Origin of the sequence: Allobosea sp. LC85, from assembly GCF_000735605.1 — a bacterium.
GTDB lineage: Bacteria > Pseudomonadota > Alphaproteobacteria > Rhizobiales > Beijerinckiaceae > Allobosea.
Genome location: NZ_JPKG01000058.1, coordinates 1 through 19690, shown reverse-complemented (window position 1 = coordinate 19690; position 19690 = coordinate 1). Strand labels below are relative to the sequence as shown.

Genomic DNA, 19690 nt, shown 5'->3' with positions numbered 1-19690 from the left:
TGACGGCTTTCGTCAGCCCGGCGACGGCTGGCTATGGCCGCGCGGATCTTGAGGCAGCAATGCCGATGCCGATGGCGACTGCCATGCCATGCTGCCCGTCCGATCAAGCTGGGCCGCAGGACTGCACGACGAACTGTCCAGCGTTGAGCTTCTGCCTGGCCAAATGCTTCGCGAGCGAGCCTGCCAAGGTCGTCGCCACGCTCGCGCACCCGATCATCGCCGTCCTTGGTCTTGGCGGTGATGACGCCGAGCGCACCTCGCGGCCCTTCGAGCCGCCGGCGCGACCTCCCCGAACCTAAGGCATCGCCGGCGCCTCGGCGCCGGTTCCGGCCGCACGGTTGCAGCCGAGCGGCCGGTTGACCGTGGCCTTCGCCACGCGATCCAGCCGTGCGCAAGCGCGGCGGCCTGATTCATTCGGGATTTCAATCATGACGTCCATCAACACGCTGCGCGCGCTTGCCGCCGCGCTTCCGCTCGGCTTGGCCACGCTTCCAGCACTGGCCGACATCAAGGACTACGAATTTCAACTCGCCCAAAGCGAGCTGAAGCAGGGCAACGGCGTCGTCGTCACCGTGCGGCTCATCGACAAGCGTTCAGGCAAGCCGGTTCCCGACGCCGTGATCTTCACCAGGCGCATCGACATGGAACCGGACGGCATGGAGATGATGACGGCGCCGATCGAGGCCTTGCCGTCGACGGAACCCGGCACATACCGCTTCACGACCAATCTGAGCATGGCGGGAGGCTGGCGCCTTTCGCTCGCTGCCAAGATCCAGGGCGAGACCGGCACGCTCGAGAACAAGCTGATCCTCAAGGCCGTGCCATGAAACGCGTCGCCCTTACGGGCCTCACGCTGGCCGTCGCTCTCGCGGCGGGAGGCCTAGGCTATTGGGCGGGACATCGGGGAATTCCGGTGCCTGGCCTGCGCGAATGGCTCAGCGGTGACGGCACGCATGCTGCGGGGGAGCCTGTCGCGACAGGCGCGGTGGTCTACTACCAGGAGCCCGACGGAAAGCCGATCTATTCGGCTGAGCCGCGCCGAACGGCGGATGGCAGGGCGTACCGGCCCGTCCGCGCCAGCGAGGATGTCAGCTTCGACGAGCCAGCCGCGCCGCCGGCTCAGGCGGCCGAGGCGAAGGCCGAGCGCAAGCTGCTCTATTACCGCAACCCGATGGGGCTGCCGGACACGTCCCCTGTGCCCAAGAAGGATTCCATGGGCATGGACTATCTGCCGGTCTATGCCGGCGAGGAGGCTGACGACAAGGTCATCAAGCTCTCGCCTGGCCGGGTGCAACGCAGTGGCGTGCGCACTGAGCCGGTCAGCCGTCAGGTCATCACGCGGCCGATCCGGGTGCCCGGCACGGTCCAGCTCGACGAGCGGCGTGTCGCCGTCGTCGCAACCCGCTCGGATGCCTTCATCCAGGAGGTGGCGCCGGTGACGACCGGGGACCGCGTCGCCAAGGGCGACCGGCTCGTCAGGATCTATTCGCCTGAGATCGCCGCGGCCGGCGCGCAATTTCTGACCGATCTCAACGCAGCCGCGCGTGGGGCTCCGGAGGGCGGGGCCCGTCAGCGGCTGGAGAATCTCGGCGTCCCGGCTGAGATCGTCGCCGAAATCGAGCGCAGCCGGAAGGTGCCGATCACGATCAGCTGGTCCGCCCCGCGCGACGGCATCGTGCTGGAGCGCAACGTCGTCGACGGCATGAAGGTGGCGGCCGGCGACAGCCTGTTCCGGCTCGCCGACATCTCGACCATCTGGGTCAATGCCGACGTTCCGGAAGGCGAACTGGCGGCTGTTCGCATCGGCGCACCCGTGACGGTCCGGCTGCGGGGGCGGCCCGAAACGGCCTTCCAGGGCAAGGTCGGCCTGATCTATCCGCAGGTGGCGGAGGCAACGCGCACCACCAAGGTCCGCGTCGAACTCGCCAATCGCGGCGGGATGCTGCTGCCCAACATGTATGCCGATGTCGAGATCGGATCGGGTGACGCCGCGCCCGCGCTCACCGTCCCCGACAGCGCCGTGATCGACACCGGCACCCGCCGCATCGTCATCCTCGACCGCGGCGAGGGCCGTTTCGAGCCGCGCGAGGTCAAGCTCGGCCAGCGCGGCGACGGCAGGGTTGCGATCAGCGAAGGCGTGGCGGAAGGCGACCGCGTCGTCGTTTCGGCGAATTTCCTGATCGATGCCGAAAGCAACCTCAAGGCCGCCCTGAGCGGGCTCAATCCGCCGCAAGCCAAGCCTTCCGAGCCCAAGCCTTCCCAGCTCAAGCCTTCCGAGGTCAAGCCATGATCGCCCGTCTGATCGCCTGGTCGGCGCGCAACCTCGTCCTCGTCTTCGTCGGCACGGCCTTTGCCGTCGCGGCAGGGCTTTATGCGGTGAGGACGCTGCCGCTCGACGCCATCCCCGATCTCTCCGACGTCCAGGTCATCGTCTATACCGAGTATTCCGGCCAGGCGCCGCAGGTGATCGAGGATCAGGTCACCTATCCGCTGACGACCGCGATGCTGACCGTGCCGAAGGCGCGCGTCGTGCGCGGCTTCTCGTTCTTCGGGGTCTCCTTCGTCTATGTGATCTTTGAAGACGGCACTGATCCGTACTGGGCGCGCTCACGCGTGCTCGAATATCTCAATGCGGCAGCGCGCCGATTGCCGCCCGGTGTCGCGCCAACACTCGGCCCGGACGCGACCGGCGTGGGCTGGGTCTATCAATACGCCGTCATGGCCAAGGAGATGACGCTGGCCGAGCTGCGCTCGACGCAGGATTGGCTCGTGCGTTTCGCTGCCTCGCGCGCCGAGGGTGTAGCGGAGGTCGCCAGCGTCGGCGGCTTCGTCAAGCAATACGCCGTCGTGGTCGATCCGGTGCGGCTGCGGGCGCAGGGCGTCTCGCTGGCGGCGCTGCGCGAAGCCGTGCGCAGCAGCAACATGGATGTCGGCGGGCGCACCGTCGAGCTCGCCGAGTTCGAGTTCGTGGTGCGCGGGCGCGGCTATCTGAAGTCGATCAGCGATATCGAGAACATCGTCCTCAGGAGCGAGCGCGGCGTGCCCTTGCGGCTGGCGGATGTCGCCCGCGTCGAGCTCGGCCCCGACGAGCGGCGCGGCATCACCGAACTCAACGGCGAAGGCGAGGTCGCGAGCGGCATCGTGCTGCAGCGCTTCGGGGCGAATGCGCTTGGCGTGATCGAGCGCGCCAAGGCGCGGCTCGCCGAGATCGCGCCATCGCTACCGGGCGGGGCGGAGATCGTGCCGGTCTACGACCGCTCGCAGCTGATCGAGCGGGCGATCGAGACGCTGAAGGTGACGCTGATCGAGGAGAGCGCCATCGTCGCGCTGGTCTGCATCGTCTTCCTGCTGCATCTGCGCAGCGCGCTGGTGGCGATCCTGATGCTGCCGGTCGGCATCCTGATGGCCTTCGCGGCGATGAAGGCGCTGGGCTTAGGCTCCAACATCATGAGCCTCGGCGGCATCGCGATCGCTGTCGGCGCCATGATCGACGCTGCGATCGTCATGATCGAGAACGCGCACAAGCATCTCGAACGAGCGCCGCCCGACAAGCCACGCATCGAGATCCTGATCGAGGCGGCGAACGAGGTCGGACCGGCTCTGTTCTTCACCCTGCTCGTCATTACCGTCTCGTTCCTGCCGATCTTCTCGCTGGAAGCGGAGGAGGGTCGGCTGTTCGGGCCGCTCGCCTACACCAAGACCTTCGCGATGGCGGCCGCGGCCTTGCTGTCGGTGACGCTTGTACCGGCGCTGATGGTCGTCTTCGTCAGGGGCAAAATCATTCCCGAGCACAAGAACCCGATCAACCGTGGGCTGATCGCTCTCTATCGCCCGCTGATCCGCGGGGTGCTCAAGGCCAAGACGCTGACGATCCTGCTGGCCTTGGCGGCGCTGGGCGCCAGCGTCTGGCCGGCGCGTCAGCTCGGCTCCGAGTTCATGCCGGCGCTGAACGAGGGCACATTGATGTATATGCCGACGACCTTGCCCGGCATTTCCGTGACCAAGGCGGCCGAGTTGCTGCAAATCCAGAACCAGATCATCCGGTCCTTCCCGGAGGTCGCCTCGGTCTACGGCAAGGCCGGTCGCGCCCAGACCGCGACCGACCCAGCCCCGACCGAGATGTTCGAGACGATCATCAACCTGAAGCCGCAAGCCGAATGGCGTGACGGCGTCACCGTCGACAGCCTCAAGGCCGAGATGGACAGGGCCTTGCAGTTTCCCGGTGTCTCCAATGCCTGGACCCAGCCGATCCGGGCCCGCATCGACATGCTGGCGACTGGCATCCGCACGCCGATCGGGATCAAGGTCTTCGGAACGGACCTCGCGCAGATGGAAGGCATCGCCCGCCAGATTGAAACGGTGCTGCGCAACGTGCCGGGCACGACCAGCGCCTATGCCGAACGCGTCATCGGCGGCTATTTCCTCGACATCGTGCCGGATCGGATCGCGCTCGGGCGCTATGGGCTCTCCGTCGGCGACGTCCAGGGCGCGGTCGTGATGGCAATGGGCGGCGAGACGGTGACGACGACGGTCGAGGGCCGCGAGCGCTACGGCGTCACCATCCGCTATCCCAGGGACCTGCGCTCCGATCCGCAGGCCATCGCGCGCGAGGTCCAGGTCACGACGGCGTCCGGCGGCACCGTGCCGCTCGGAGAAATCGCCAAGGTCGAGCGCAAGCGGGGGGCGACCACGATCCGCACCGAGAATAGCCAGCTCGCGACCTATATCTTCGTCGACATCGCCGGGCGCGATCTCGGCGGCTATGTCCGCGAGGCGCAGAACGCGATCGATCAGTCGGTGAAACTGCCTTCTGGCTACCGCGTCGCCTGGAGCGGGCAGTTCGAGTATCTCGAACGGGCAGAGGCACGCCTGAAGCTGGTCGTACCGCTGACGCTCGCGATCATCTTCCTGCTGCTCTACTTGAATTTCCGCAGGCTGACCGAGACCTTCATCGTCATGCTCTCGCTGCCTTTCGCCCTGATCGGCGGCGTCTGGCTGCTCTGGTGGGAAGGCTTCAACATGTCGGTGGCGGTCGCGGTCGGCTTCATCGCCCTTGCCGGCGTTGCGGCCGAGACCGGCGTGATCATGCTGATCTATCTCGACCACGCGTTGAAGGAGGTGCAGGCCCGCTGCGCGGCAGAGGGCAGGGCGTTCACGCGGACCGAGTTGCACGAAGCCATCATGCAGGGCGCGGTCGAGCGCGTGCGGCCCAAGATCATGACCGTGATCGCGATCATGGCCGGCCTGCTGCCGATCCTCTGGAACACCGGAACGGGTTCGGAGGTGATGCAACGCATTGCCGTGCCGATGATCGGCGGCATGATGTCATCGACCGTGCTGACGCTGATGGTGATCCCTGCGATCTACGGGCTCGTGAAAGGCTGGGGTGCAGCGCTCGCAGATGCACCACCATCCGCTACGGCACGAACCCACAGCCAGCTGCAGGGAAGGCCGGGATGACGAGATCAGCCTGAAGACGTGGCGCGCTGAATCGGCTCAGTTTGCTCTTATCGATGAATGTCGCCGCCATGGGAGACGGTCCGAAGAAAGCCCTGCAGCCGGGGATGCCCGAGGCTGTCGATCAGGTCCGTGGGCTTGCCGCGTTCGAGCACCGCTCCGCGTTCCATGAACCAGATCTCGTCGGCCACCTCGCGGGCGAAGCCCATTTCGTGGGTGACGCAGATCATGGTCATGCCGGCGGCGGCGAGCTGCTTCATGACGACGAGCACTTCGCCGACCATTTCCGGATCAAGCGCCGAAGTCGGCTCGTCGAACAGCATGACCTGCGGGTCCATCGCGAGCGAACGAGCGATGGCGACGCGCTGGCGCTGGCCGCCGGAAAGCTGGCCCGGCATCTCGTCGGCTTTCTCGGCCAGTCCGACGCGGGCGAGTTCGGCGAGGCCCCGTTCGCGCGCCTCCGCCTTGCCCATCCCGCGTAATTTCGTCAGGCCAAGCGTGATGTTGCCGATCGCCGACAGATGCGGAAACAGGTTATAGGCCTGAAAGACGAAGCCGACGCGCTGGCGCAGCCGGTTGATGTCGACCTTGCGTGACGCAATATCGATGTCGTCGACCAGCACCCGGCCGCCCTGGATCGCCTCGAGCCGGGTCACCGTGCGGATCAGGGTCGATTTGCCCGAGCCCGAGGGGCCGACCAGCACCTTGACCTCGCCGCGGCCCACCTCGCCGGAGACGCCGGCCAGCGCCTGCATCGTCCCGAACCATTTATCGACATTCTCGAACCGGATCATGGACGGCCTCATGCTGCGACGATGACGCCGGGCGCCCCGCCGCGCCCCGACGAGATGCGCCGCTCGATCAAGCGCGCCAGCGAGCTCAATGCGAAGCACAGCGCGAAATAGGTCAGGGCCAGGATGCCATAGACCTCGAAAGGCTGGGTCAGGAGCACATTGTTCACCTGGCTCGCCGCGAAGGTCAGCTCATGGGCGCTGATGACGTAGCCGAGCGAGGTTTCCTTGATGGTCGAGACGAACTGGCTGACCATGCTCGGCAGCATGTTGTGCAGCGCCTGCGGCAGCACGACTTTGATGGTCGTTGGCCAATAGCGCAGACCGAGTGACCTGGCGGCCTCGACCTGGCCCTTGGGCAGGCCCTCGATGCCGGCGCGGATGATCTCCGAGAGATAGGCCGCCTCGTAGACCACCAGCGCGATGACGAGCGTCTCGACCCCGCCGACCGCGCGTCCGATCACCAGCGGCGAGACGAAGTAGGTCCAGAAGATGAACATGATCAACGGCAGGCCGCGCACCGTGTGCACGATCGCCGTCGCCGGCAGGCGCAGCCAGCGATAGGGGCTGAGCCGGGCCAGCGCCAGTGCGATCGCGAACGGGAAGCACAGGGCGAGCGCGATCACAGCCATGAACAGCGTCATGGCCAGCCCGCCGATCGGCCCATGCGGATACTGGCCGACGAGGAAGAGCAGCCAGTTGTTCTCCAGGATCTCCAGCATCAACGCGCCTCGAGCTTGAGGCGCTGACCCGAATAAGCGCCGAGGGCCATGATGCCGAAGGAGATCGCCAGATAGATTGCGGTGGCGACCGCAAAGGCCTCGAAGGTCTTGAAGGTGTAGCTCTCGACCTCGCGGGTGCGATAGGTCAGCTCGCCGACGCCGATCGCCATGGCGAGGCTGGTGTTCTTGAACAGGAGCAGGGTCTGGTTGATCAGGGGCGGGACCGCGATCCGCATCGCCTGAGGCAGCACGACATAGCCCATGGCGCCGAGATAGCCGAAGCCGATCGAGCGCGCCGCCTCGTATTGCGCCTTGGGGATCGAGCGGATGCCGCTGCGAATGTCTTCGGCGATATAGGCCGCAGACGCCAGCCCGAGCGCGATCGCCGCCAGCAGGAACTCGCCGTGATGGGCGTTGATCCATTGCCGGGCCGGGCGTGGCAGCAGCGAGGGAACGCCGAAATACCAGACGAAGATCTGCACCAGCAGAGGGACGTTGCGGTGATACTCGACATAGAGCGCAACGAGCCAGCCGAGCGGCGGCAGCGGGATCATCCTGATCAGCGTGAGGACGATGCCCATCGCCATGGCAAGGCACCAGGCAGCGCAGGTCAGGGCGAGCGTGGTCGCGACGCCGATCAGGAACCAGTCGAGATACTGGCCGCTGAGCACGCCACGCAGGTCGAAAACATATCCCATCGCGCGCCGCCTCCCGCAGCCGGGCCTCTCGAGCATCGGACGGAAAAGTGGAATCCGGTTTCGGAAAGATCCGATGCTCAACCAAAGAGATAGATCGCCCCTCCTGCGTCAGAACGGACGCACGGCGATCCAAGCCCTCAGCCCTTGATCTCTTCGATCGGGAAATCGCGCCTGATGTCGAAGGCGGTGCCTGCGCCCAGCCATTTCGAGAAGACCGTGTCGATCTCGCCGGAGCTGGCGAGCTTCGTCAGGACGCCGTTGACATGGTCCTTGAAGCCGGTCTCGCCGCGACGCAGTCCGAGGCCCCAGGGCTCGACGAAGAGCGATTTCTCGATCACCGCCATCGGCACCTTCGACTGCTTGGCGAGCTTCACGAGGATCAGCTCCGAGCCGCAGAAGGCGTCGACCTTGTCCTGGGCGAGCGCCAGGAAGGCCGAGGAGGTGTCCTGAAAGGTCACGGTCTCCGCCGTCGGGATCAGGCGGCGCACGCCCTGTTCCGAAGACGAGCCCTTGATCGCCGTGACCTTCTTGCCGGCCAGCTTGTCGAGCGTCGCGATGCCCGATTCCTTCGTCACCAACAGCTTCTGCTGGCTGACGAAGTAGGAATAGGAAAAATCGATCTGCTGGGCGCGCTCGGTTGTGTAGCCGAGATTGGCGGCGAGAATGTCGACGCGGCCCTGCGTCAGTTCGGGAATGCGGGCCTCCACCGCGATCGGCTTCAGTTCGAGCGTCACGCCGAGCGAGTCCGCGACCTTCTGGCAGATATCGACGTCGTAGCCGACGATCTGGCGGGTCTGCGGGTGCTGGAACGAGAACGGTTCGGCCGTGCCGAGCGTGCCGCAGATCAGCTTTCCGCGCGCCTTGATGTCGGCGAGCTGGTCGGCCTTGGCCGCTGTGGCGGCGGTGCCGGCCAGAAGGGCGGCAAGGCCCAGGATCGAAATCAGCTTCATGGTCGGGTCCCCTGTTCTTATGGTCATTGCAATGCGTTGCTTGCGCGCTTCATCCGCGCGCATGCCTCGTCGATCGCGTCGAGAGATGTCGCGATCGACAGGCGCAGATAGGGCGACAGCCCATAGGCCGAGCCGTCGAGCATGGCGACGCCAGCCTCCTCCAGGAAATAGAGCGCGATATCGAGATCGCTCTTCAATGCGCGGCCATCAGGCGTCCTTTTGCCGATCAACCCGGCGCAGGACGGGTAGACGTAGAAGGCGCCGTCGGGCGTGAGGCAGGTGATGCCGTCGATCGCGTTGAGCATCTCGACCGCCCGGTCGCGACGCGTGCGATAGGCGAGGCGGGCTTCGCCGACGAAGCCTTGATCGCCTTCGAGCGCGGCGGCGGCCGCGGCCATGCTCGGGGCCGCCGCGGCGGAGGTGGACTGCGACTGGATGACGTTCATCGCCGTCACGAGCGGCTTCGGGCCGGCGCCGTAGCCGATGCGGAAGCCGGTCATGGCGTAGGTCTTGGACACGCCGTTGACCAGCAGCGTGCGCTCGCGCAGCCCGGGCGCGATCACCACGGGGCAGACCGGCTCGCCGCCGTCGAAGCGGATGTGTTCGTAGATATCGTCCGTCATCAGCGCCACATGCGGATGGCGCAGCAGCACCTCGGTCAGCGCCGTCATCTCGGCGGCCGAATAGAAGGCGCCTGTCGGGTTCGAGGGCGTGTTCAGGAGAAGCCAGCGCGTCTTCGGCGTGATCGCGCCTTCGAGTGCCGCGGGTGTCAGCTTGAAACCGGAGTTTTCGCCGCAAGCCACGATCACGGGTGTGCCGTCGCAGGCCAGGACCATATCGGGATAGGACACCCAATATGGCGCCGGCACGATGACCTCGTCGCCTTCGCCCAGCGTCGCCGCGAGCGCGTTGAAGATGACCTGCTTGGCGCCGCTGCCGACCACGATCTGGTCGAGGAGATAGCTGACGCCATTCTCGCGCTCGAACTTCGCGGCGATCGCCTGGCGCAGCCGCAGCGTGCCATTGACCGGCGCGTAGCGGGTCTCTCCGGCTGCCATCGCGGCCGTCGCCGCCTGCTGGATGTGGAGGGGCGTGTCGAAATCGGGCTCGCCGGTGGTGAGGTCGATGATGTCGCGGCCCAGCGCCCGCAACTCATGGGCGCGCATGCGCGCGACCATGCTGGGCGAAGGCTTGATGCGTTGGACGCGGGCCGAGAGCGGGATGGCGGTGACGGTCATGACGCGGCCTTTTCGACGATTCCGGTATAGGGCTTGTCGAGGCGGCCCTCGGCGATGTCGGTGAGCGCGCCAGCCTCGCGCGCCTCCTGCTCGCGCACCAGGGCCAGCAGGCCCTCGGCGTCGGCGCGGTCGAAGGTCACCACGCCGTCCGTGTCGCCGACCACCACATCGCCCGGCATTACGACCATGCCGTCGATCGCGACCGGCACGTTGATCTCGCCCGGACCTGATTTATAGGGGCCGCGGTGGGTGACGCTGCGCGCATAACAGGGAAAATCGGCTTCGCGGAAGGCCGCGACGTCGCGGATCGCGCCATCGATGACGAAACCCGCGACGCCCATGGCCTTGGCGCGATTCATCATGATCTCGCCGACCAGCGCCTGGATCCGGTCGCCGCCGCCATCGACGACCAGCACGTCACCGGGGCGCAGCAATTCATAGGCCTTGTGCAAGGTGTGGTTGTCGCCGGGCCGTGTCTTCACCGTCACCGCGGTGCCGACCAGATGGCCCGAGCGATGATAGGGCCTGAGGTTCCTGGTGCCGTGCAGCCGGTTCATGTTGTCGGAAATGACCGCGACGGCTGCGCCGCGAAAGGCGTCGAGAATGGCAGCCGGAACAGCAGATGTGCTCGGGTTGATGCGATGGCCGATCAGCGGCATGGCTTTGAACCTGCGTCGAAAAATGATCTTGGCGACGATTATGTGACGTGTCATCGATGACAGAAAGCGAATATTATTCGCAGAGACGATCGCTTTTCTTCATTCATACTGGTGGCGACGATAGTGATCGATCTCGGTTTTGAGGCCTGCTCCCCATGCCAGTCACTCTGAAGCAGCTTGAGGCATTCTATTGGACAGCGACGCTGGGCGGGTTCACCGAGGCGGCCGTGCGTCTCAACCTGGCTCAGTCCACGATCTCGAAGCGGATTCTGGAGATCGAGGCCGTCGTCAACGGGCCGCTCTTCGATCGCACGAGCCATGCCTTGCGGCTGACCCGGGCAGGTGAGGCGAGCTTGCCGGTCGCGACCGAGATGCTGGCGTTGGAGGTGCGCTTTCGCGAAGCGGCCAGCGGCCCCGCGACCTTTGCGGGTCCCTTCCGCTTTGGCGCCACCGAGCTCGTAGCGCTGACCTGGCTGCCGAAGCTCGTCGTCGCGATGAAGCGCACCTACCCGAACCTGATACCGGTGCCGGAGGTCGCGGCGAGTGTCGACCTGTTCGGCAAGCTCGCCGCAAACGAGCTCGACCTCGTGATTGGGCTCGATCCACCGCAGACGCCTGAGCTCACCACGGTGCCTCTGAAAGAGGTTCAGCTCGAATGGGTCGCGGCGCCGGGCTTCGGCCCGGTCGAAGACTGCATCCCGCTGCGCGATATGGCAAAATATCCGATCCTGAGCCAGACGCAGGGCTCGGGCCTGCAGCGGCTGGTGCTCGACTGGGCCGTGGCGAATGGCCTGCAGATCAATCGCGTGGTCCAGTGCAACAGCCTGAATGTCTTGGCCGGGCTCGCGGCGTCAGGCCTGGGCGTCACCTTTCTGACCGCGAGCTATTTCGGACCTGAGATCAGGAATGGCCTTTTGCGCGTCATCAAGACGGAGCCGGCTATTCCACCGATCCGCTATTTCGCCGTGCACCGCGCCCGGGACCTGTCGCCGCTTGCGGCACGCGTGGCCGAGATCGCGCAGGAGTGCTGTGACTTTTCGGCACGCAGCCTGCCTGACCGCGAGCCCGGGAGCTAGACGAGCCCTCGCACCTACGGTCGACCGCCAATCTTGATCGCTGCCGCGGGAACGCAAGGCGCGTCATAACGGGGCGCGGTCTCTCAATCGGGCGCGGGCTCGTCGGGTCCCATGTCACCTCTCTGGAGATGGCGGGCTGCTCGCTGACCGTGACGGCGCTGGACGACAGCCTGATCCAGCTCTGGGACGCGCCGGTCCATACCGCCGCGCTACGCTGGGGCTAGAGCATCGGACCGAAAAGTGGAATCCGGTTTTCGGAAAAATCCGATGCTCAAACAAAGAGCTAGATCGCCGCTCCTGCGTCCGAACGGACGCACGGCGATCTAGGCGCCGCCACCTTCGCATGGCGACCGACGGCTTTCGGCCAGCGGAACAGCCCCCCATTCGCCAGGCGACGACCGGCCATACGGTTTGGCCGGCGGAACAGATCGCCTGACCAGTCGTTCCCTCCAATCAGGCAACGGAGGGAACACATGCATCATCTCTCGAAGGACATGCAGGCATGCATCTACGAGTGTCTCCGCTGTTATCAAACCTGCATCGGAATGGCATCGCAGCATTGCCTTGAACAGGGCGGCAAACATGTCGAACCGGAGCATTTCCGCCTGATGCTCGCCTGTGCCGAGATTTGCAGAACCTCCGCACATTTCATGCTGATCGGCACGCCTCATCACAAGCACACCTGCCGCGAGTGCGCAGAAATCTGTTCTGAGTGCGCCGACAGCTGCGAGCGTATCGGCGATATGCAGGCTTGCGTCGATCAGTGCCGCCGATGCGCCGAGCAATGCCGGGTGATGGCGGCCTGAGGGGCATGTCCGTGGGCCCCGCCATCGGCGAAGTTGGCGTGTCCTCTCGTGCTCTATCAAGGATCGAGAGGCGAGTGTCGCGCAGGCGGCCCGGGATCTGGAGGTCGATGAGAATGTGCTGCGCAAATGGGTGAAGGAATTTGCCTCTGATCCGGCGCAGGCCTTTTCCATGAAGGCAGAGCAGCTTGAGATCGAGCGGCTGGCGCGAGGTCGCCAAATTCAAGTGTGGCGAGCAGGCGGTGCGCGGTCGCAACGAGTTTGTCCGCCTCTGGCGGGCCTGGAGCGTGAGACCGCTCTCGGGCAGGGGCAAGAGGTCGGCGTCGGCACTTTGCGCCAGACGGTCGAGGTCCCAAGCGAATGGTCAACATCTGCCTAATCAAACTGCTTCAACCCGCTCGGCTTTCGATACCGCTCCCTAGCCAACCGGCAGATCACTCGCCGCCCTGGAGTTCATCGATAAAACTTTAGATATCGACTTCATCCGGCGCAGAATGACCGTCGGTCATCGTCCCTCCGTGTTGCGGAGGAACGATGATGAACCGGCCTGCATTCGCCCAGAAGGGGCGTTTTTGGTGGTGGATCGCCAGTCTGCCGATTGCGGTCTCTTTCGCCTCGTCTCTGGCAATGGCCAGCATCCTTCACGAAGCAACCGACGGCCCTCTCGCTCCCGTGAGAACACCGAGTTTGCCCGTTTTCGTCGATATCTCGCTCTCAGGGCAGAGCCCTATGGGCTGGCTCCCCGCTGCTGCGCGACGGGGCACGGCGCCTGGCTATTTCGTCGAGACCGGCGCACGTGGGCAGGAGGCCGAGCCCGCTGAGGCCGAGCCCACTCTGGAATTGGTGGTGCACAGCGAAGCGGGTCTTTCACCTGTTGAACGCTGGACGTACTTTGGTGAAACACTCCCGCAACTGCCACGTGAAACCAAGCGAGCCGTGCCGACGGTCGGTGGCGATGTGCTGGGGTCCATCGCGCTGGCCGTGTCGCAGGTTCCTCAATCTCGGCGCTGGCGCAGCTTGCTGGAGGAGCGGGCAGTTCCGTATTTTGCGGATTCATGCTCCGCCTCCGAACCCAGTTGTGCCAGTAAACTCCGCGGACGGCTCGCCGAAGCCGTGGCGATTGCCCGGATTCAGGACGATCGGGACGCTATCGACACCGTCAACAAGGCGGTGAACTCTGGACTCAAATATAAGCGCGATCTCGATGGCTATGGTGTTCAGGACTACTGGGCGACGGTGGACGAGACCCTGACGCGAGGCACAGGCGACTGCGAGGAGTTCGCCATTCTCAAGATGTGGATGCTGCTGGCTGCCGGGTTCGATCGCTCGCAGATCCGGTTGCAGCTTGTGAAGTTGCTCAAGACCGGGGAGGATCACGCGATCCTCGTCGTCGATACTGGCGCCACCCGCCTCGTTCTCGACAATCTGTCCGCATGGGTTCGAGACAATGGTGAGGTCAGCGAATATCTGCCTCTGCTCTCGTTCGTCGGCGAGGACGCCTTCCTTCACGGCTTCAAGAGCAAGCCGGCCAAATCGAACGAGATTGCCGCGTTGCGTTGAGAGCTTTTCGAGAGTTCTTGAAAGGCGGGCGCTTTGAAAATCAAATGTTTCCGGCCGTTCGTTTGACCGGCTTCTCACCAAGCGCGAACCTAAAGCATCGGCCCGAAAAGTGGATTGCGGTTTTCGGGGCAAAGCCGATGCAAACACAAAGGATTAGATCATCGGACCGGATACGATTTCCGGTCCGATGATCTAGATTGCGACGGCTCGATGCGAGAAACCTGCGTTTCTCCATGCTGCCCCTTGGACGGCTCGCGCTCGTCTTTTACAACCTGTCGGCGTCGTGCTTGCCGGCGAATTGAGACCCGCGAGCCCGGGTCAGGATTTCATCAAAGATCGTCTCATCATCCCGCCGCTCGACCGCGGTAACGCGGATTTCAGGCCGCTCTCCCCCCAGCAAAATGGGAGGGTTCGCCGTTACAGCATCCTTGAGCCGTTCAGAGATGCGTGAGGTCGTCGGCGCAGATGCTCCTGGCATGAGGACCCCGAATTCCGAGGCCGAGACGCGCGCCACGACGTCGTATGGACGGACAAAACTCTTCAGGATGTCGGCAACATGAAGTTGCAGGGCTTCGGATGCGCTGAACCCCAAGCGCTCGGCAATCTCGTCATATTTGTCGATCGAAATCAGGATGAAGCAGAGCGGGATGCGCTCCCGCGCTGCGCGACTGAGTTCCTGCACGGTCCTGATTTGCAGCCATTTGCGATTTCCGAGGCCGGTAACCGGATCGACATCCTGGAGGCGCTCGATCTCGCGGCGATATTGGGTGATCTGTTCCTGTGCGCCTCTCGCCTCGCTCAGGAGATCGCTGGCTGCTTCGGTGCCGCTGCCCGGGGCAACGATATTTGCGGAGAGCGCCAGGCTCGCGGCTTCGACCTGCCGGAGCAGCTTCATGATCGTCTGCGCAGCGCCGGCGAAGGTTACCGCAGCGGCAATGCCGAGAGAAGGAATCAACCAAGCCGGCAGGGCGGCGCCAGCGCCCGCAACCAGTCCGGACGCGACGAGGATGGCTGCGATGCAAGCCGCAAGACTGCCGCCCCATGCCACAAGCGCGGCCAGTCCCGGACGTTCGTCAGCCATGGGAAAGCCCTTCAGGTAGGTTCGTCATCGCCGCCGCTCTGGTCTGAATTCTATCGTGCCCATAAGCAGTCCGATATCTAGCTGATTCCTTTAGATATCTGGTAAAATTGAACACGTCAGTGACTGCATAAGTCACAATGCGATATCTACTGACGCGTGGCTCGCCTCGCCACTGGCGCTGTGGTATCCGTAGGTTGTTCGCCAAGCTTTGGAGAAGTCATCATGTGCGGGACACAGCGTTTGTGAGCTCAGCTCTCCGCCGAAACGCCTTTCGCCCGGTCGCCTGGTTGCGATCGAAGACTGAAAGGCAAACGTTTCGCGCTGTCGATCGCCCACCCCGTCTTGCTTCGCAAGTTATCAGGCTGGTTGGCGCCCTTTTGATGGCAGGGATCATCTGGGCCAATTTTTCACGCGTGGAGGAAATCACGCGCGGGTCCGGGCGGGTGATCCCAACATCGCGCACACAGGTGGTGCAGAGCTCAGAGGCCGGTGTCGTGCGGGACATCCTCGTGCGGCAAGGCCAGCGGGTGGCTCAGGGTGAACTGATCATCCGGCTCGACGACACCCCGAATTCCGCGAAAGCAGGAGAGGCGGACGCCCAGGGGCGGGCGCTTCGGGTGCAGATTGCGCGTCTGGAAATGGAGGTTGCAGGCCCGGACACCGTCTTCGAGTGCCCCAGGGATATCGAAGCAGCCGCGCCCGAAATATGCCTGAACGAGCGGAAGCTGTTGAGCGCGCGGCAGGAGAATTTTCACGCCCGAATTGATACCTTCAAGGAGCGCCTCGAGCAGCGCAAGCGCGAGGTTGGCGAGGTGGCTGCACAGTCCCAACGCCTGATCGAATCGTTCGCGCTCGCCGAGAAGGAACTGGCCATCATCGCTCCGATGGCGAGCAGAAACCTGATCTCGCAGCTGGAGTTGATCCGCGCGCAACGGCAAGTCGTCGAGTTGAAGGGGCAGCTGAGTGCGGCGAAGGAAACCCTGGCCAAGCTCGAGGCGGGGCTGCGAGAGGCCAGTTCCGTGCTGTCCGAACAGGTCACGCAGCTGCGTCGCGAGGCGCTGGCTGAACTGACGGCGCGGCGAGCGGAGTGGTCGGTTGTTCAGGAGACCCTTCGGGGAGCCGAGGAACGTGTTCGCCGAACCGATATTCGCTCCCCTGTCGATGGCGTGGTGAACTCCCTCGCGGTGAATACCGTTGGCGCCTACGTGAATGCTGGCGAACGGCTGCTCGACATCGTGCCCTCTGATGGAAAATTGCTGATCGAGGCGCGGGTCAAGCCTTCAGACATTGCATTCATCGCACCGGGGCAGAGGGCGCTGATCAAGATATCCGCATATGATTTCTATCAGTACGGAGGGCTTAACGGCGTCGTCGAACAGGTGTCTGCCGACAGCGTCTACGATTCGAATTCGAAGGAAACCTTCTATGTCGTGCTGGTACGAGGCGACGATGCGACTCTGAAGCTCGGCAAGGCAACGCATGCGATCATTCCCGGCATGACGGCCGATGTCGACATCATCACCGGCGACAAATCGATCCTGACCTATCTGCTCAAACCCATCAATCGGGCCAGACATGAGGCGCTGACTGAACGCTGATGGAACAGCGCGCGAGCGAATCCGATACCCAAAGTGCCCAGGAACCACGTCTGCGGCTGGTGACGATTGGCGGGCGTCGCCGTGCCTTCAAGCTCGAGCCCCAGTTCTGGCAGGCTCTCGAACGTATGGCGCGTGTGCGGCGAGAGCGGTTGTCGGCGCTCGTCGCCCATCTGCTTTCGGGCGATGGCGGCAACGCGACCGCCAGGTTGCGGGTTGCTGCGATCGAATGGTTCATGGGGGAAAGCCATGCAAGTCAATCGCAAGACCTGAAGAGCAGATGGCAGCGTATCATCGATCTGATCATCGAGCCTGCCTTCATCATCAATCAGCAAAAGCAGATCCTTCTTTTCAATGGACCGATGCGCGCATTCGCGGCCAGCGCCGGCGATCAACCGAATGTCCGGCTCGGGCTTTCCGCCGAGGTCAGCAGGATCCTGGCGCTCTTCGAAGAGAATGAGCAACGGATCATTTCGATGCCTTGTTTTCTCGAGGCTGGCCAACAATCGCTCAAGGCAATCGTCCGAGTGACCTTGCTGGAGCGGGGCCGGGGGCAGGCGCTTCTGCTGTGCGCCCTGCGGCCGGCCGCCGGCGCACCGGCGCAGCCCTGAACAAGCACTTCACCCCATCCCGTTTGATATGCCGCTATGGCAATGATCGGCAGGTTTGCTGGCCTGGGCATTAAGCATCAACAAAATTTCCACCAGATCGATATACGACAGTATAACGGTTACCTTGCTGCCGCGTTAATAATCGTCAAAGCATTCGATCAATCACGAGATTGATCGGGTGGCGTCATGAACGAAGGTCTTGTCAACGCTGGCTTCGAGACGAAAGTCGAAGCGATGTCCGGCTCGGCGGAGGGCGCGGCAGATCAGGCCAGCCGGATCGTCTTGGCGCAGGCGCAGACGGCACCCGCCGCCCCCCAGCCGCCGGCAGCGCCTGTCGCTCAACTGCCCGCCGCGCCGCCCCTCGCTCCGGCCGCAACTCATTTTGATGCAGCAGCCTCCAAGGTGGTACGCCTGCCGCAGGGCACCTCGCTCGACAATATCGAGGTCTCGGGGAAGGACATCGTCCTCAAGCAATCCGATGGCCGCACGATCGTCATCGATAACGGTGTCTCGAACGTCCCCACGCTGATGCTCGGCGACATCGAAGTGCCTGCCGGTACTTTGACAGCGGTGTTCGATCGCCTGGGCATCGTTCCTGGCGCCGGTCCCGCGGGGGCGCAGGCCTCGAATGTCAGCAGTTCCGGCGGAAATTTCGCCCTTCCGAACGGAAATGTCGGCACCTTCTTTGGTCTCACCGACCTGCTTGCGCCGACGGATCTGCAATTCCCGACTCTGGAGCAGCGTGAACTGGACGTCGGCAGGCGCCTCAGCGTCGGCCCAAGCGCATTATCATCGACGGCAAGCGTGGTGCTCGCGGAAACGGCGTTGCCGACGGGCCGCGACAGCGGTCGAACGGATGAGGCGGGCAGCGCAACCCTGTCGTTCAATACGGGATCGCAGCCGATCAGCAACGTGCGCTTCGGGGCTGACCTGAGCAGCCTGCAGGCCGAGACCAACGGTGCACCGGGAGCGGATCTCATCTGGGTCCGGATCTCGGACACGATGATCATCGGCCGGGTTGGCGGTGTCGATACTGTGTTGCTTCAGATCTTGCCGGTGAGTGGCGCCACGGGAGGAGCGATCGATGTCACAGTCACCGTCACGCTGCTTGGGCCGATCCCGCATCTTCCGGGCGGCGGTGCGCAGGTCATTGACCTCGGAGCGATCAGCGTTGTCGTCGAGACGGGCGCGGGGGCTGTCGAAGGCGCCATTCGGATATCAGTAACGGACGATGTTCCGGTTGCGGTCGCGGATACGGATGCGGTTGCTGCGGGTTCGTTTGCAGCGGTCGGCGGCAATGTGATCGCCGGGACGGGCAGCGACGGCAATGCGGCGGGCGCCGACACCCAGGGCGCCGACGGCGCGACGGTGACGTCGGTGGCGGCGACGACGGCGGGCGGGACTGCGGTCGCGGTCGGGTCGAACACGGTGGTGGCGGGCCAGTACGGCGTGCTGACGGTCTCGTCCGACGGCAGCTACAGCTATGCGCGCAATCCCGGCTCGGCCGGCGGCGTGAACGAGGTCTTCACCTATACGCTGACCGACGGCGACGGCGACGGCTCGCCGACGACGCTGACGATCGCGATCGGGGACAGGACACCGACGGTGGTCATTCCGGCCGCCGGCGGAGAGCAGATGAGAGTCTACGAGGCCGGCTTGCCGGCGCGTGGGGCCGAGTCTGCGGGCTCGAACGCGGCGGCACCGTCGGAGACGATGGCCGGAACGATCGGCTTCAGCTCGCCGGACGGCGTGTCGCTGGTGTCGCTGGGCGGGCATGTCCTGACGACCGCGCCGCAGAGCTTCGCCGACGGGACGCGCGGGACGCTGACGGCGTCCTACAGCTACGACCCGGCAACGGGCGCCGGCACGATCAGCTACAGTTACACGCTGCTCGACAACACCGCGGGAGACAATACCGCGGCGAGCTTTGCGGTGGTGGTGAGCGATGCCGATGGCGATCCGGCCCCGGCCGGCAACCTGGTGATCAGCATCGTCGACGACGCGCCGGATGCGGTCGACGATGCGGGCCTGACGGTTGCGGAGGATGCGGCCGGGACGATCGGCGGCAATCTGCTGACGAACGATGTGCAGGGCGCGGACGGCGCGACGCTGACGCATGTGCAGCTGCCAGGCTCGGGCGCGATGGTGCCGCTCACGACGGGCGTGCTGGTCGGCGGGGCCTATCAGTTCACCACGGCGCTCGGCGTCTACTCGTTCCAGGCGAATGGCGCCTGGGCGTTCGATCCGGCGCCGGGCCAGGCCAATGCCGCCGGGATCAGCGCCGGGTTCAGCTACCAGATCATCGATGGCGACGGCGACACCGATGCGGCGGTGCAGCCGATCACGGTGACGGATGGCGCCGGCCCGGTGGCGGGGGCTGCGATCTCGCTGGTGCTGGACGACCAGAACCTGGCGAGCGGCTCGACGCCGGCGGGGCCGGACTTCGCCG

16 protein-coding genes and 2 pseudogenes are annotated in these 19690 nt (G+C 64.6%); 11 read left to right on the top strand and 7 right to left on the bottom strand.

The genetic code is table 11. The features are described from left to right. The first annotated feature begins 428 nt into the window (after nucleotides 1-428). Genes FG93_RS25670 through FG93_RS25660 form a run of 3 tightly spaced genes read left to right on the top strand, consistent with a single transcriptional unit; the run spans nucleotide 429 to nucleotide 5460 of the window. Entirely contained in the window at nucleotides 429-827 is a 399-nt protein-coding gene (locus tag FG93_RS25670) for a FixH family protein (RefSeq protein WP_043240315.1), read from the top strand. Continuing rightward, entirely contained in the window at nucleotides 824-2290 is a 1467-nt protein-coding gene (locus tag FG93_RS25665; protein ID WP_052514200.1) for an efflux RND transporter periplasmic adaptor subunit, read from the top strand. The genes FG93_RS25670 and FG93_RS25665 overlap by 4 nt, the downstream gene beginning before the upstream one ends. Beyond that, entirely contained in the window at nucleotides 2287-5460 is a 3174-nt protein-coding gene (locus tag FG93_RS25660) for an efflux RND transporter permease subunit (RefSeq protein ID WP_043240313.1), read from the top strand. The genes FG93_RS25665 and FG93_RS25660 overlap by 4 nt, the downstream gene beginning before the upstream one ends. A gap of 47 nt (nucleotides 5461-5507) precedes the next feature. Here the strand turns inward: FG93_RS25660 and FG93_RS25655 are convergent, their stop codons facing one another. The 6 genes from FG93_RS25655 to FG93_RS25630 form a co-directional block, all read right to left on the bottom strand. Beyond that, entirely contained in the window at nucleotides 5508-6251 is a 744-nt protein-coding gene (locus FG93_RS25655; protein WP_043240311.1) for an amino acid ABC transporter ATP-binding protein, read from the bottom strand. Nucleotides 6252-6259: 8 nt separating this feature from the next. Continuing rightward, nucleotides 6260-6970: an amino acid ABC transporter permease gene (locus tag FG93_RS25650; RefSeq protein WP_043240309.1), complete on the bottom strand. Its 711-nt coding sequence runs from the start codon at nucleotides 6968-6970 to the stop codon at nucleotides 6260-6262. After that, on the bottom strand, nucleotides 6970-7668 hold the full coding sequence (locus tag FG93_RS25645) for an amino acid ABC transporter permease (protein ID WP_043240307.1): 699 nt from the start codon (nucleotides 7666-7668) through the stop codon (nucleotides 6970-6972). The genes FG93_RS25650 and FG93_RS25645 overlap by 1 nt, the downstream gene beginning before the upstream one ends. Nucleotides 7669-7805: 137 nt before the next feature. Continuing rightward, entirely contained in the window at nucleotides 7806-8618 is an 813-nt protein-coding gene (locus FG93_RS25640) for an ABC transporter substrate-binding protein (protein WP_043240305.1), read from the bottom strand. 23 nt (nucleotides 8619-8641) lie between these two features. Then, nucleotides 8642-9856: an aspartate transaminase gene (locus FG93_RS25635; protein ID WP_043240303.1), complete on the bottom strand. Its 1215-nt coding sequence runs from the start codon at nucleotides 9854-9856 to the stop codon at nucleotides 8642-8644. Next, nucleotides 9853-10515, bottom strand: coding sequence for an RraA family protein (locus tag FG93_RS25630; RefSeq protein WP_043240572.1), 663 nt, complete (start codon nucleotides 10513-10515; stop codon nucleotides 9853-9855). Before FG93_RS25630 ends, FG93_RS25635 begins: the two co-directional genes overlap by 4 nt. Before the next feature lie 155 nt (nucleotides 10516-10670). Between FG93_RS25630 and FG93_RS25625 the strand changes: the two genes are divergently transcribed. The 5 genes and pseudogenes from FG93_RS25625 (at nucleotide 10671) to FG93_RS31450 (ending at nucleotide 13954) form a co-directional block, all read left to right on the top strand. After that, nucleotides 10671-11591 carry a LysR family transcriptional regulator gene (locus tag FG93_RS25625; protein ID WP_043240301.1) on the top strand — a complete coding sequence of 307 codons (921 nt, stop codon included), beginning with the start codon at nucleotides 10671-10673 and terminating at the stop codon, nucleotides 11589-11591. A 53-nt stretch (nucleotides 11592-11644) separates the two neighbouring features. Next, nucleotides 11645-11815: pseudogene (locus FG93_RS32050) on the top strand (dihydroxyacetone kinase subunit DhaK); the annotation flags it as partial. Between the two features lie 249 nt (nucleotides 11816-12064). After that, entirely contained in the window at nucleotides 12065-12397 is a 333-nt protein-coding gene (locus FG93_RS25620) for a four-helix bundle copper-binding protein (protein WP_043240299.1), read from the top strand. Between the two features lie 55 nt (nucleotides 12398-12452). Beyond that, nucleotides 12453-12621, top strand: a pseudogene (locus tag FG93_RS33715) (transposase); the annotation flags it as partial. 310 nt (nucleotides 12622-12931) lie between these two features. After that, complete coding sequence (locus FG93_RS31450) at nucleotides 12932-13954, top strand: transglutaminase-like cysteine peptidase (protein ID WP_161783887.1); 1023 nt, start codon at nucleotides 12932-12934, stop codon at nucleotides 13952-13954. 265 nt (nucleotides 13955-14219) lie between these two features. On the opposite strand, the gene FG93_RS34080 is transcribed toward FG93_RS31450, so the two are convergent. Beyond that, complete coding sequence (locus FG93_RS34080; RefSeq protein WP_369347098.1) at nucleotides 14220-14849, bottom strand: GGDEF domain-containing protein; 630 nt, start codon at nucleotides 14847-14849, stop codon at nucleotides 14220-14222. 473 nt (nucleotides 14850-15322) lie between these two features. Between FG93_RS34080 and FG93_RS25605 the strand changes: the two genes are divergently transcribed. The 3 genes from FG93_RS25605 to FG93_RS25595 form a co-directional block, all read left to right on the top strand. Next, on the top strand, nucleotides 15323-16633 hold the full coding sequence (locus tag FG93_RS25605) for an HlyD family type I secretion periplasmic adaptor subunit (protein ID WP_052514198.1): 1311 nt from the start codon (nucleotides 15323-15325) through the stop codon (nucleotides 16631-16633). After that, nucleotides 16633-17241, top strand: coding sequence for a ribbon-helix-helix domain-containing protein (locus tag FG93_RS25600; protein ID WP_043240296.1), 609 nt, complete (start codon nucleotides 16633-16635; stop codon nucleotides 17239-17241). The genes FG93_RS25605 and FG93_RS25600 overlap by 1 nt, the downstream gene beginning before the upstream one ends. A gap of 186 nt (nucleotides 17242-17427) precedes the next feature. Further along, a partial coding sequence (locus tag FG93_RS25595) for a hypothetical protein (protein ID WP_200878163.1) occupies nucleotides 17428-19690 on the top strand: 2263 nt, incomplete at its 3' end.